The sequence below is a fragment of the Thermosipho globiformans genome, assembly GCF_003990895.1.
Classification (GTDB): Bacteria; Thermotogota; Thermotogae; order Thermotogales; family Fervidobacteriaceae; genus Thermosipho; species Thermosipho japonicus.
Window position 1 is genome coordinate 25421 of the sequence record NZ_BHXD01000002.1, and the last position, 13336, is coordinate 38756.

General features: G+C 30.5%; 14 protein-coding genes. 11 read left to right on the top strand and 3 right to left on the bottom strand.

Features of this window, described 5'->3' with window-relative positions:
• Window positions 1–14: 14 nt before the first annotated feature.
• Window positions 15–1754: a M3 family oligoendopeptidase gene (locus EO083_RS02075; RefSeq protein ID WP_126992570.1), complete on the bottom strand. Its 1740-nt coding sequence runs from the start codon at window positions 1752–1754 to the stop codon at window positions 15–17.
• Between the two features lie 101 nt (window positions 1755–1855).
• Between EO083_RS02075 and EO083_RS02080 the strand changes: the two genes are divergently transcribed.
• Genes EO083_RS02080 through fliQ form a run of 11 tightly spaced genes read left to right on the top strand, consistent with a single transcriptional unit; the run spans window position 1856 to window position 11883 of the window.
• Window positions 1856–3511: a sensor domain-containing diguanylate cyclase gene (locus EO083_RS02080; protein ID WP_126992571.1), complete on the top strand. Its 1656-nt coding sequence runs from the start codon at window positions 1856–1858 to the stop codon at window positions 3509–3511.
• On the top strand, window positions 3508–4242 hold the full coding sequence (truA, locus tag EO083_RS02085) for a tRNA pseudouridine(38-40) synthase TruA (protein WP_126992572.1): 735 nt from the start codon (window positions 3508–3510) through the stop codon (window positions 4240–4242). Before EO083_RS02080 ends, truA begins: the two co-directional genes overlap by 4 nt.
• Window positions 4137–5471 (top strand): hypothetical protein, encoded by a 1335-nt coding sequence (locus tag EO083_RS02090; RefSeq protein WP_241229930.1) that lies wholly within the window; start codon window positions 4137–4139, stop codon window positions 5469–5471. The genes truA and EO083_RS02090 overlap by 106 nt, the downstream gene beginning before the upstream one ends.
• Window positions 5468–6250, top strand: coding sequence for a TlyA family RNA methyltransferase (locus EO083_RS02095; RefSeq protein ID WP_126992573.1), 783 nt, complete (start codon window positions 5468–5470; stop codon window positions 6248–6250). The genes EO083_RS02090 and EO083_RS02095 overlap by 4 nt, the downstream gene beginning before the upstream one ends.
• Complete coding sequence (locus EO083_RS02100; RefSeq protein WP_126992574.1) at window positions 6247–7644, top strand: hypothetical protein; 1398 nt, start codon at window positions 6247–6249, stop codon at window positions 7642–7644. The genes EO083_RS02095 and EO083_RS02100 overlap by 4 nt, the downstream gene beginning before the upstream one ends.
• A 12-nt stretch (window positions 7645–7656) precedes the next feature.
• Window positions 7657–9699 (top strand): chemotaxis protein CheA, encoded by a 2043-nt coding sequence (locus EO083_RS02105; protein WP_126992575.1) that lies wholly within the window; start codon window positions 7657–7659, stop codon window positions 9697–9699.
• A gap of 10 nt (window positions 9700–9709) precedes the next feature.
• Window positions 9710–10165: a chemotaxis protein CheW gene (locus tag EO083_RS02110; RefSeq protein ID WP_126992576.1), complete on the top strand. Its 456-nt coding sequence runs from the start codon at window positions 9710–9712 to the stop codon at window positions 10163–10165.
• Window positions 10166–10169: 4 nt separating this feature from the next.
• On the top strand, window positions 10170–10532 hold the full coding sequence (gene cheY, locus EO083_RS02115; RefSeq protein WP_004101411.1) for a chemotaxis protein CheY: 363 nt from the start codon (window positions 10170–10172) through the stop codon (window positions 10530–10532).
• Window positions 10533–10553: 21 nt separating this feature from the next.
• Window positions 10554–10862, top strand: coding sequence for a flagellar biosynthetic protein FliO (locus EO083_RS02120; protein WP_241229931.1), 309 nt, complete (start codon window positions 10554–10556; stop codon window positions 10860–10862).
• Window positions 10859–11614 carry a flagellar type III secretion system pore protein FliP gene (gene fliP, locus EO083_RS02125; RefSeq protein ID WP_126992577.1) on the top strand — a complete coding sequence of 252 codons (756 nt, stop codon included), beginning with the start codon at window positions 10859–10861 and terminating at the stop codon, window positions 11612–11614. Before EO083_RS02120 ends, fliP begins: the two co-directional genes overlap by 4 nt.
• Window positions 11615–11616: 2 nt before the next feature.
• Window positions 11617–11883, top strand: a complete 267-nt coding sequence (gene fliQ / locus EO083_RS02130) for a flagellar biosynthesis protein FliQ (RefSeq protein WP_004101414.1) — start codon at window positions 11617–11619, stop codon at window positions 11881–11883.
• Here the strand turns inward: fliQ and tmk are convergent.
• Both tmk and rpsB read right to left on the bottom strand, forming a co-directional pair.
• A complete protein-coding gene (gene tmk, locus EO083_RS02135) occupies window positions 11880–12485 on the bottom strand; it encodes a dTMP kinase (protein WP_126992578.1) in 606 nt (201 codons plus the stop codon). The genes fliQ and tmk overlap by 4 nt on opposite strands.
• A 46-nt stretch (window positions 12486–12531) precedes the next feature.
• Window positions 12532–13311, bottom strand: coding sequence for a 30S ribosomal protein S2 (gene rpsB / locus EO083_RS02140; RefSeq protein WP_012580075.1), 780 nt, complete (start codon window positions 13309–13311; stop codon window positions 12532–12534).
• Window positions 13312–13336: the final 25 nt, after the last annotated feature.

Here is a 13336-nt window from a genome sequence, read left to right on the forward strand (position 1 = left end):
GGGACTGTGTATTGTTATATTATTTCATTGAGCATGTTATTTAGGAATTCAAATGCACTTTGCCAGAATTCTTCTTTTGTTATATCAATTCCTATCTTGTTAAGTAACCTTTCTGGGCTGTCTTTTCCGCCTGATTCAAGTAGTTCAATATATTTTGGAACAAATTTTTTACCCATTTCAAGGTATTTCTGATAAAGGCCTATTACAAGGCAATTAGCATAGTTGTATGCGTATACATAAAATGGTGTGTGGAAAATGTGTGGAATGGATGACCATTCATATGTATATTCTTCAGGTATTTTTACACTATCTGCAAACATTATTTTTAATTCATTTTCATATAGTTTCGAGAGTTCTTCAAAACTTGCCATTCCATTTTTTTCAATAAGCTCATGAGCTTGTATTTCAAATCTTGCAAACATGTTTTGTCTGAACATTGTAGCAAATGTATCTTCAAGTGTGGAAGCAATAAAGTATTTCTTTTCTTTTCCCTCGAGTTCGTTTTTTATCTTATCAAAAACTAGAAATTCACCAAAAACAGATGCAAGTTCTGCCATAGTAAGAGGTGTATGGTAATTTATAAAACTTTGTTTTTGAGATAACGTCCCATGAAGTCCATGACCTAGCTCGTGAGCCAATGTCATAACATCGTTAATATTACCAGTAAAGTTTAAAAGAACAAAAGGTTTGATTTGAGTTGTATAATATGAACAAAATGCTCCACCAACTTTTCCAGGAACAATTTCAGAGTGGATTCTATTTTCTTTAAAGAAACTTTCAACTATTTTGCCTGCCTTTTCATCAAAACTGTAATATGCGTCTAAAACTATTTCTTGTGCTTCATCGAATGTGTACTTTTTTTCTGAGCTACTGAATGGTGCGTAAATGTCGGCAAGTGTTAATTCTTCATTCATTTCTTGAGCTTTCCACTTGTAGTATTTGTGTACTATTTTTGTGTTTTCTGTGGTTATCTCAATGAGTTTTTCAACACTTTTATCTGATACAGCATTTTCTAAATTTCTCATAGAAATTGGTTTTGGATAATTTCTTAATCTTGCTTCTGTATCATAGTCTTTTACTACTATGTTGTAAGTTTCACCTATGGTTATTTCATCGGCTTTGTACCTTTCAAAGAAGAGTTTCATAGCTTTTTTTCTTAAATTTCCATCTGGGGATCTTCTTAAAGCTCTTACTTGACTTCCAGATAACTCTTTTTCCTCACCGTCGATTTCAATTTTGAATTTATAAGATGAAGTCAGTTTTTCATATAAATTTGAAAGTGCATCTCTTCTTGAAATACTTGTGGCAGCAAGAATTCTTTCTGCATCTTTTGACAGAATATGTTTTTTCTCAAGTTTTATTTTTTCTATAGCGTATGAGTATTCAGGAATTTCTTTTGAGAGTGCATCTAGTTTTTCTTCCGAAAGTTGTGCAAAAGCAGATTGTAGTGGAGAAAGTATTTCAGAAATTTTTGAACCATATTGTTCGGAAATTCCATATAGTTGTTGTGCAACTTTATCTGTTGTATTTTCAGAAAATAGGAGACTTGAATATTGTATAGGTTTTAAACCATCTTCCATTAATTGTTCAAATTCTTTGAAATAATTTCTTACCTGTTCAGCTGAAATGTTTTCATTGATTAATTTTTCATATTTTTTAACGAAGTTTGTTGCCCTTTTAAAAACATCTTCTAGATCTTTTTTTATTTTTTCAATATCTGGTGTTTCGTAAAAAACTGTTAAATCCCACTTCATGTTAAATTCCTCCTTTGTAGATAATCTTGTTACTTTTATTCTAACATGTTTCAAAAAAAATCGTCAAATTTTCAATAAAAAATGTTAAAATATTATAGTAAATGGTTGTGGGGGGGATTGCTATTAAGAACAAGAAGATTTTATCAATTGTCTCAATTATAGCAGCAGTAGTGTTTTTAGTTTTATCGAAGCAATTTGTTTTAACAACTATCTGGTTTTATGATATAACTTTTTTGCTGTTGCTTTATTTTACTAATTTAATTGATTTGAAACTTAATAGGGCAAGTTTCATGTTTGAGATGCTAGTTATAATTCCTTCTCTACTTTTTATTTCTCCAGAAACAATTGCATTATTAACTCCTATTTTTTACTTGATTTTTCAAAAAGAGCATCGTTTAACAAGATTATCAATGCGATTGTTAATGTATTCTTTCGGAACTTATTTATTTTACAGTGTACCACACGATTATTTAAGAATTCCGTTTTTTGCCTTAGGAGTAATAATAACCAATTTTGTATACTTGTTTTTTTACTTTTTTAAAGATATTAAATTATATTTAACTGCAATATTTAATAGTTATGTTATGATATCTCTTGGTGCATTGTTAGTATCTAATATTTATTTGCATTCTGAAATAAAATTGTCTAACTTGATATTGTTTTTTTTGACATATTCTTTATATCTAATTTTTGTTATACTGTATGCAGATAGTTTTAATATGAGTATTCTTGAAAAGATTGAGAGAGAAAAGCTCAAAAAAGAAAATGATAACTTTTTGTTGTTGCTAGATCTTGCTTTTAAAGAAAAATCTTTGAATTTTGATGGGCAATTAAATAAAATTTTGGAAGTTATTTGTGAGATATCAGGTTTTGAAACAGCTTTGCTTAGTATTATGGATTACGAAAAGAATAAAGTAATAAGAGTAGCTGGCTATGGACTTGAGGAAGATGTAATCACGGCATTGAAGAATCAGCAGGTAAATATTGAAAATGTTCTTCCTTTATTTTCTAAGAGATTTGAGGCTGAAGGGGTTTACTTTATTCCGTATGGTTCAATTTCTTTAGATACAGAAGGTGTGTATGTTTTTGATGACTATTACACAGATTTTAATTATGAAAATTCGTGGAATCCAAAGGATTTATTACTTGTTCCTCTAATTGATGAAAATTCAAGGATAGTTGGATACATTAGTTTTGATAAACCAATATCTGGTAGAAGGCCTGTTTCTAATGAATTAAAATTATTAAAGTTTCTATCATGGTTTGTAGTTCAATTTTTAAGAAAAACTCCATATGCAAAATATCTAATTTCAAAAAGTGAAGTAAATCTGACTACATATCCTGAATTTGTAAGGCTTTGTGATAGTATATTGAACGAAAATGATGAGGCATCAGTTGCATTTTTAGATATTGATGATTTTGATAAGATTAATATTGAAAAAGGTCCAGAATTTGCAGAACATATATCAAATTTTATAACTGAGTATTTTAAAGATATGAAAAATGTTTATTTGTATAAATTGAATGGTGAGAATTTTGTGTTTTTCATGCCTAATACGAATAAACTTAGAGCATTAACAATCTTTGGAAAGTTTGGGGAATCATTAAAGGATAAGTTTGAAGATGTTTCGACAAGTATAGGAGTAGCTTATAAGGAACCTGGACAAAATAAATCTTTTTTTGAACTTCTTAGAGAAGCAAAAGAAGCTTTATTGGTTGCAAAAAAATCTGGTGGTGGGAGGACTATGATTAAATGAAACGATTTGCTATTGAATTTGCATACGATGGGACAAAGTTTTTTGGATATCAAGGACAACCTAATGTAAGGACAGTTCAGGGTGATTTAGAAGATGCTTTGGAAAGAATTTTTAAAGAGAGAATATATACTCAAGCGGCTGGAAGAACAGATGCGGGTGTTCATGCAAATGGTCAGGTTGCAGCTTTTAACTGTCCAATTGAAAGATTAACCGAAAAAGATATAAAAAATGCCTTGAATGCAAATTTGCCTGATGATATTTATGTAAAAAAGGCTTGGATAGTAGATAAGAGCTTTAATCCAAGATTTGCGGCGACTAAGAGAATTTATCATTATTTCATTAGCACTAGTGAAAAAGACGTTTTCATGAGAAATTATGTTTGGAATTTTAGATATGATTTAGATATTGAAGCAATGAGAAAGGCTGCAAGTTTTTTAGAAGGCGAGCATGATTTTTCTTCATTTAAAAAAGGCAAAGATGAAAAAAATCCGGTTAGAACAATTTACAGGATAAGGATTTTGACTTTGAAAAAAGGTTTAATACTAATTAGAGTAGAAGGTAGATCTTTTTTGAGAAGTATGGTAAGAAATATAGTCGGAAGTCTTGTTAGGGTGGGATTAGGTCAATGGAAACCAGAAAAAATTTTAGAAGTCTTAGAGAAACGCTCAAGGCAAGAAGCGGCTGGTACTGCGCCGCCACATGGATTGTACTTATACAAAGTGTTGTTCTAATGGGATTAACTATTGAGGCAAGTGGTGTTGTCTTTTATATGGGGGATAAAATAACGAAAGAAGCAAGTGAAATTATTTCATCATGGATGAAACAACCTGTTTTAACATTATTATATGAAGGCCCAAAAGAATATAAACTTGAATTAGAAGAGTATTTTCACAGAAAAGGATATCTTTTAGGAGATGGTGAGAAAGTTTATATTTATATATCAAGAGGTGAAAAAATTGCTTGGAGAGTAATTTACAAGGATATGGATATTGATAATTTTAAAAGTCCTTCGTTAGATTTGACTTTACTGTATCAAACTTTGGATAATTTATTTGAAAAAAAAACTTTACCAGATAAATCTATTGCTTTTGATCCAATTACAAATCAGAGTTATATAGTTGAAAATCAAATATATCCTTTTGTAATAAGGCATAAAAAAGGGAGTTATAAAGTAGAGATTGAAGGGAAAGTTTATACTTTTTCAGAAGGGTTTCATACAGTTGAAGGACAAGAGATTTATGTTGGAAAAGATCTAAAACTTGAAAAGAAAGATAATTTACTTGTAGGAGTTTTTGGAATATTTGGAGACTATTATTATGATGGAAAACAAGTTATCGGTAAATCGTTTAGTATAGATTTTCCAGAGATCCCCCTTTATGTGGATAAAGATATAGTCATTTCGAGAAACTTTTGGTATGAAAATGGTACTTTAAATCAAAATAAGATTCCAGTATTAGATGTTTTTAACGGTTTTGTATTGTATTCTGATGGAAGTATAAGTGATATACATAAGCTTTGGCGATATGAATTTGATAGTGTACCTTTTGATTGGTATTATAAAGATGGGATTGTTTCTTTTGCTTTTTTAAATGGAAATGTTGTACTGTTTGATCTAACAAAAAGAAGAAAGTTATTTGAAGGGAAATATAAAAAAGTTCTTGGAGTGGGATTTTTGGAAGATGTTTTGTACATAAGAACAATGGATAAAATTATGAAACTTGATACAAAAACTGGGCGCATACTTGAAATTTATAATGAAAATAAGGACTTTATTCTGATAAATGACAGCATAAAGTTTGTGAATGGAATAGTTCTAAGACCACGGTATAAAAATGTTTGGTTTGATGGAATAGATTATTATTTTGAAGATTTAAAGATAAGTGGATTAAAAGAAGTAATTGTTGGAAGTAACTATTACTATATAGTATTAGAAAACGGAACATGGAGGATAAGAAAATGAAGAAGGAACGTTTGGACGTTTTACTCGTTGAAAGAGGATTGATAGAATCAAGAGAAAAAGCCAAGAGAATTATAATGAGCGGTAATGTTTTTGTTAATGAACAATTGGTAGATAAACCAGGAAAACTTGTTGATGTTGAGTCAAAAATAAGAATAAAAAAAACTGAAAAATATGTGAGTAGAGGTGGCTATAAAATAGAAGGGGCATGGGAATCGTTTAAATTCAAAATTGAAGGAAGAGTGGCATGTGACATAGGCGCTTCCACGGGAGGATTTACAGATTTTTTATTACAACATGGAGCTAAAAAGGTATATTGTGTTGATGTTGGATATAATCAACTTCATTGGAAAATAAGAAGTGATGATAGAGTTGTCGTTATGGAGAAAACTAATGCAAGAAATTTAAAGCTGCCTGAAAAGGTAGATTTGGTGGTTTGTGATGTTTCGTTTATTTCTTTGAAAAAAATTTTTCCAACAATAAAGGAAATGTTAAAGGATGATGGTGAAGCAGTTGTCCTTGTAAAACCGCAATTTGAAGCGGGAAAAGAAAAAGTTGGAAAAGGTGGAATTGTGCGAGACAAGAGTGTACACAAAGAGGTGTTATGTGATATTATTGATAGTGCAAAGGAAATTGGTTTATCACCAATAAATATTGATTTTTCAAAAATAACAGGTGCTGATGGTAATATAGAATATTTTTTACATTTGTTGAACATAAAGAAAGAAGTAAATCTGGAAATAGAGGAAGTAATTGATAGAGCATGGGAGGAGTTGAAATGAAGAAAATAGGAATTTTTCTTCTGATATATTTATCGATATTTACCTTTTCAAGCATCTTGGATTTTGTTCCGTATGATTTTGATATTTTTATACATTTTAATAATAAAATGGGAAGTATTGAAAAGATAAAAAACGTTCCGTTTTTAAATTTTATCGTTTCTGATAATGGGCTTGCATTTGAAAATTATCTTTTAAATTATTTAGAAAATGTAGATTATGAAAGTGGCCTAAAGAAAGAGATCTTTTTAGATGCGCTTTCATCGAATATTTTGTTTTTGTCAAAAGGCGGAGAAATAAGAATAGATGAAAATGTCTCGTTTGATTTGAACTATTACATTGATATTATTCGAAACCTTTCAAAAGATTCTGCCTTGGTTTTTGAAACCGAAAATGCAACAAGTTTAGCATATTATCTTGGTGCATTGTTAGATGAAAAAATAATTTTAAATGGAAATATATTTAATATAGGTGACTCTTTGTTTGTTTCTAAATTTAAAAATTATTTAATTGTTACTGGGAGTAAAAGCGTTTTAGATTATCTAGTATCTACATATATGACAGATGAATTAAAATTTATAAAAAAATATCCTGATATTTTGGAAAGAGTACCGTCAGACTATTGGTTTTTAGGTTATTCAAAATCAAATGCAATCAAAATTACATTTCCAGTTGAGACAATTAAAACTGATATAAAAACCGAATATTTGTTGTTTTATGGTAGAATTGATGAAAGTGTCTTAAAGATTACTGTAAATCAAAAGTCAAATAAGTTTTTTGAGAAAAGTTATGTGATAGACGATTTAATGGAGAATATTCCAGTCTTGGGTAATTATTTTGGTGGAATAAGCGTGGATGATTCCAAAGAAGCTATTGACTTTATTAAACCATGGATATTTACCTTTGAAAGTACTAGCGTTACAAAAATATATGAAATTACAAATACAATATTGAATAATTCAACGTCTACATTTTATGTAGTAGGAGATGTTGATGATGCTACAAATGTTTCCTTAGCGTTTCTTTTTAAATTGTCAGATGGAAGAACTAGTATAAAAAAAATATTGGAAAAATATAGTGCAAAATATGATAAAATAAAAGATGAGTGGTTAATGAATATTGCTGATGATGTAGATATTTACTTCTTTGAGTATGGTGGATTTTTTGTTATAAGTAATTTAGATAAAAGCATTTATGAAAGAAAAGCTAGGGTTAAGAGGTTAATGGATATACCAGCGTATAATTTCCTTGATAGAAAAAAGAATTATGATGTTAAAATATTTCTAGATGTAGGAGATTTAATATATAAGTTTTTGGGGATGGATATTGATTCAAAAGTGATTTTTTGGCAAGAAAAAGATGGATATTTTGTTAATTATTATTTGGATATAATGTAGGAGGTGACATATATGTCGTATGAAGAATACTTAAGTGTTTTTATTGATGAAGGTCGTGAGTACGTTCAACAACTGAACGACGCTCTATTAGACTTAGAAAAAAATCCAGAAGATATGGAATATATAAACGTAGCCTTTAGAGCTTTGCATACTTTAAAAGGAATGGCAGGAACGATGGGATTCGAAAATATGGCAAAATTGTGTCATAGAATGGAAAATTACTTGGATGCTGTTAGATCCGGAAAAGTTTCTATTGATTCAGACAAGTTGGACTACCTGTTTAATGGATTAGATTTAATTGAGAAAATGCTTGAAAAAATAGCATCTGAAGGAAGTGAAGAGATAGAAGAAGATGTTTCTGGACTAGTTGAAATATTTGAGAAGCTTGCACAAGGCGAAAATGTTGGAAAGAAAGAATCCAAACCTGCAGGTACTGTTGAAACCACTCAGACTAATAATGATTCTGAAAAAAGTGAATCTGAAGAAAAAACAGAGGAAGAGACAGACTACATGTATGAAGAAGATGAAGCTCTTTTACATGTAGTAAATGAAGCAAAGAAAAAAGGATATGACGTTATTTATACAAAGGTTATTTTAGCTGAAAATGTGCAATTGAAATCTGCAAGAATGTATATGGTGTTTCACGGGATTGAAGAATTAGGTGGAGAAATAATAAAAAGTGTACCAAGTGTAGAAGATATTGAAAACGAAAAATTTGATAGAGAAGTAGAACTTTACGTTATTGCAAAAGTAGAGCCTTTAAAACTGCAAGAGAAACTTTCTGCAATTTCAGAAGTTGAGAAAGTTATAGTAAAGAAAGTAGAAATAAAGCATAAAAGTGAAGTTAAAGAGAAGGTAAAAGAAGAAAAGAAGACAGAAAAACATGAAGAAAAAAAGAAAAATATTAAAATAACTCAAACAGTCAGAGTTGATATTGAAAAATTAGACACATTGATGAATTTAATGGGAGAACTTGTTATTGCAAGAAGTAGAATAATAGATATTTTGAAAAAGTACAATATAAAAGAAGTTGATGAATCCTTAGCACAGCTTAGCAGAATAACCCTTGACTTGCAAAATATTGTTATGAAGGTTAGGATGGTTCCAATTTCTTACGTATTTAATAGATTTCCAAGAATGGTTCGCGATATTTCAAAGAATTTAGGAAAGGAAATAAACTTTGTTATGAAAGGTGAAGACACAGAACTTGATAGAACCTTTGTTGAAGAAATAGGCGATCCGCTAGTTCATTTGATTAGAAATGCTTTAGATCATGGGATTGAGACAAAAGAAGAAAGAATTGCAAAGGGAAAACCACCTGTTGGAACATTAATACTTTCTGCACGCCATGAGGGGAACAATGTGGTAATAGAAGTTGAAGATGATGGTAGAGGGCTTGATAGGGAAAAAATATTGAAGAAAGCGATTGAAAAAGGACTAGTTGATGAAGTAAAAGCTTCAAGCTTACCTGACGAAAAAGTTTATGAATTTTTATTCATGCCTGGTTTTTCCACCAAAGAGCAAGTAAGCGAACTTTCTGGTAGAGGGGTTGGAATGGATGTTGTTAAAAATACGGTAGAATCATTAAATGGAACAGTTCATATGGAGTCTAAGAAGGGTGTAGGAACAAAGGTAATAATAAAATTACCGTTGACACTTGCTATAATTCAGGCACTGCTTGTGAAAGTTGATAAATATATTTATGCTATTCCAATTTCAGTTATAGACAGCACATTAATTGTTTTACCTGAGGAAATCCAAATGGTTCAAAATAAGGAAGTAATAGTCAAAAGAGGAGAAGTAATTCCAATTATTAAACTTTGGGATGTTTTGGGAATAAAACACAACGAAGAACTTGATGAATTAAACGTAGTTGTAGTTAAAGTTGCAAATAGAAAATATGGAATTGCTGTTGATACATTAATTGGACAGGAAGATATTGTTATTAAATCTCTAGGAAAATTATTTGCTGATGTTAAAGAATTTAGTGGTGGTGCAACATTAGGTGATGGTAGTATTGCCTTGATTATTGATACGCTAAATTTAGTGGAGTGAGGTGAAAGGCATGAATGTTGAAACCGAATTTGAAGTTTTAAGTTTTAATATTTGTAATCAAGAAATGAGTTTTGATGTTGATTACGTAGAAATTGTTATAGATAAAGATGAAATTACGCCTGTTCCAAAGTCAAAAGAAGTTATTGAGGGTGTTATAAATTTAAGAGGAAGGATTATTCCAGTTATCAATTTACGAAAGATTCTTGGTGGAATTTGTTCAAACATGGATGAGAATAATTTCAAAAAAATTATAATAACAAGAATAAGAGATATAGAAATGGGTTTTCTAGTAGAAAATGTAAAAGGGGTACTTAGAACATCAAATTCGGAGATTGATAGAGCATTTAGAGATGTAGACACTTATGGAAAAAAAGCAAAAGGATTAATAAAAAAAGGTGAAAGACTTGTAGTATACTTAGATATTGAAGAGATATTAAATGAAATAATTGGTGTAGAGGAGGTATAGAAAAATGGGGAAAAGAATTTTGATTGTTGATGACGCAGCTTTTATGAGAATGATGCTAAAGGATATTGTAACAAAAGCAGGTCACGAGGTAGTTGGAGAAGCTGCAAACGGAAAAGAAGCTGTTGAAAAATACAAAGAATTAAAACCTGATATTGTTACAATGGATATTACAATGCCAGAGATGAATGGTATTGATGCTATTAAAGAGATAAAAAAGATAGATCCAAATGCTACTATTATTGTTTGTAGCGCTATGGGGCAACAAGCAATGGTTATTGAAGCAATTCAAGCAGGGGCCAAGGATTTTATAGTAAAGCCATTCCAACCTGCAAGAGTTATTGAAGCAATTCAAAAGGTTTCTGGTTAGGGGGCGAACGTTATTTCTTCTTTGATTGGTTTTGCAATATCAATGCTGATTTTTGTAGCAGTTATGTTAGGTACTTATTTGGTTATAAAGAACAGGGTCCCCCGAAATGTAGGGGGACATTTTATCTCTGTTATTGAAAGAAAATTTATTTCTAGAAATAGTTATATAGTTGTAGTAAGAATAGTTGAAGAATATTATGTAATTTTGGTGACTGATAATGGTGGTACTGTGTTAAAAAAGCTTGATTCAATTGAAAGTGGGGAGTTTGAAAATTCAAATTTCAAGCTCGAGTTTTTCAAAAATATAGTAAAAAAAGGTGACAAAAAGTGAAGCGTTTTTTTGTTTTACTATTTCTTGTAATTGTTTTTGTTTCATTTGCACAAGATGAAGTTCCACTTCCAAATATTAGTATACAACTGAGCCCACCTCAACAACCGAGGGATTTAGTTAATACATTAGAAATTCTTTTACTTTTAACCGTATTATCTCTTGCCCCTAGTATTCTAATATTATTTACATCGTTTACAAGGATTATAATAGTATTTTCTTTTTTGAGAAATGCTTTAGGAACTAGACAAACGCCTCCGAATCAAATTTTAATAGGCCTTGCATTATTTTTAACATTTTTTATAATGCAGCCAGTTTGGAACGATATTTATAACAATGCAATTACTCCTTATTTAAATTCAGAAATAGGTTACCAAGAGCTATTTTCTAGAAGTATGGATAGACTGAGAACATTTATGATTACTGAATTGAAAATTCATCATAACGAAGATAATGTTTTTATGTTAGCTGATAATGTGGGGAAAAAAATAGATTCGGTTGAGGAGGCACCTAATTCTGTTCTTATTCCGGCCTTTGTTATTGGCGAGCTTGAAATAGGTTTTAAAATGGGGATTTTATTGTATATACCCTTTATTGTAATGGATATGGTTGTTGCTAGTATTTTGCTTTCTCTTGGTATGATTATGATCCCACCAGTATTGGTTTCATTGCCATTTAAAATTCTTTTGTTTGTTCTTGTTAACGGATGGGATATGTTGATTGGTAGTTTGATTAAAAGCTTTGGAGGCGGTTAAAAATGACTATAGAAGTATTTTTAGATGTATTTGGGCTTGGAATAAAAACCTTATTAACGGTAATTTTACCACCTCTTTTAATAAGTTTAATTGTTGGATTATTAATCAGTATATTTCAAGCAGCTACACAAATAAATGAGCAAACTCTTACGTTTGCTCCAAGAATTATTGTTTTATTTTTAACGTTACTTTTTTTAGGAGGATGGATGATTCAGCAGGTAATTGATCTTGCAAGAGAAATTATAACTAAATATTTTTCGATGATTTAGGATTTTAAATGTGCTTCTACAATTGATTTTATTTCAGCAAAAACACTGTCTATGCTTTTTGTTCCATCTATTATAAAGAAATTATCTCTCAATTCTGATAATTTTAAATACGTACTTCTCACTTTTTCAAGAAATATTTGCCCTTCCCGTTCAAGTCTATCTAAATATTTCTTTTTAAGCCTTTCCATTGCGATTTTTGTTGGAATATCTATATAGAAAACTATATCTGGATAAATGTTGTCTGTTGCAAAATCATTTAATGTGGATACAGTTTCTACTCCAATGTTTCTTGCTCCACCTTGATATGCAATGCTTGAATCAGAAAACCGATCTGCCAAAACAAAAAAACCTCTTTCAAGATGAGGTTTTATAACTTCTTCTACTAATTGTGCTCTTGAGGCGAGAAATAATAATAATTCACTTCTTTTATTTATATTTAAATTATTATCAAGTAGAATGTCTCTAATTTTTTCACCAAGGATAGTTCCTCCAGGTTCTCTGATATTTAGCACTTTTTTCCCTTTAGATTTTAAATATTGAGAAAGAAGATTAAGTTGAGTGCTTTTTCCAGATCCATCAATTCCTTCAAAAGCAATAAACAATTAATTTCCCTCCTGTCAAAAAAGCCCCCTTTTCGGGGGCTATTGTTTACATTTCTTCACTTTCATCTACATCTTCAATTTCAAATATTTCTTCATTATCTTCTTTTTGATTATTTTCTTCAGCCTCTTCACTGCCGAAGGATACGCCTTCTCTTCCTTCAAGATATGCATCTGCAATTTTTGAAGTGATAAGTTGGATTGCCCTGATTGCATCATCGTTTCCTGGGATTATATAGTCAATTTCATCAGGATCACAGTTAGTATCTACGATAGCAACGGTTGGGATTTTTAAAAGATTTGCTTCGTAAACTGCGTTTCTTTCTTTTCTTGGGTCAACAATATAAATAACGTCTGGAAGACTTGTCATGTTTTTTAAACCACCAAGGTTTTTTCTGAGTTTTTCGAGAATTCTTCTTAATCTACTTTGTTCTTTTTTTGGTAAATGATCAAATTCTCCGTTTGCTTCCATTTCTTCAAGTTCAATTAATTTGTCAATTCTTTTACGGATTGTTTCGAAATTTGTTAAGAGTCCACCGAGCCATCTGTGGTTTACATAAAATGCACCGCATCTTTCTGCCTCTTGTTTAATAACTTGTTGAGCTTGTTTCTTTGTTCCGACAAAGAGGATAGTTCCTCCTTCAGCTGCTTTATCTCTTACAAAGTTATATGCTTCATCAAGAAGTTTGGAAGTTTTTTGAAGATCGATTATGTAAATACCTTTTCTAGCACCAAATATGTACTCTTTCATTTTTGGGTTCCATCTTTGAGTCCTGTGACCAAAGTGAACACCCGCTTCCAAAAGTTGTTTCATTGTAAGTACTGCCACAATATACACCTCCTGATTTGGTTAA

Bases quoted from the DNA above. Each gene is read 5' to 3' on its own strand.
- EO083_RS02090 (WP_241229930.1), top strand. From the start codon at position 4,137: ATGGAAACCAGAAAAAATTTTAGAAGTCTTAGAGAAACGCTCAAGGCA.
- fliQ (WP_004101414.1), top strand. From the start codon at position 11,617: ATGACTATAGAAGTATTTTTAGATGTATTTGGGCTTGGAATAAAAACC.
- EO083_RS02095 (WP_126992573.1), top strand. From the start codon at position 5,468: ATGAAGAAGGAACGTTTGGACGTTTTACTCGTTGAAAGAGGATTGATA.
- EO083_RS02075 (WP_126992570.1), bottom strand. From the start codon at position 1,754: ATGAAGTGGGATTTAACAGTTTTTTACGAAACACCAGATATTGAAAAA.
- cheY (WP_004101411.1), top strand. From the start codon at position 10,170: ATGGGGAAAAGAATTTTGATTGTTGATGACGCAGCTTTTATGAGAATG.
- EO083_RS02100 (WP_126992574.1), top strand. From the start codon at position 6,247: ATGAAGAAAATAGGAATTTTTCTTCTGATATATTTATCGATATTTACC.
- EO083_RS02110 (WP_126992576.1), top strand. From the start codon at position 9,710: ATGAATGTTGAAACCGAATTTGAAGTTTTAAGTTTTAATATTTGTAAT.
- EO083_RS02080 (WP_126992571.1), top strand. From the start codon at position 1,856: ATGGTTGTGGGGGGGATTGCTATTAAGAACAAGAAGATTTTATCAATT.
- EO083_RS02105 (WP_126992575.1), top strand. From the start codon at position 7,657: ATGTCGTATGAAGAATACTTAAGTGTTTTTATTGATGAAGGTCGTGAG.
- truA (WP_126992572.1), top strand. From the start codon at position 3,508: ATGAAACGATTTGCTATTGAATTTGCATACGATGGGACAAAGTTTTTT.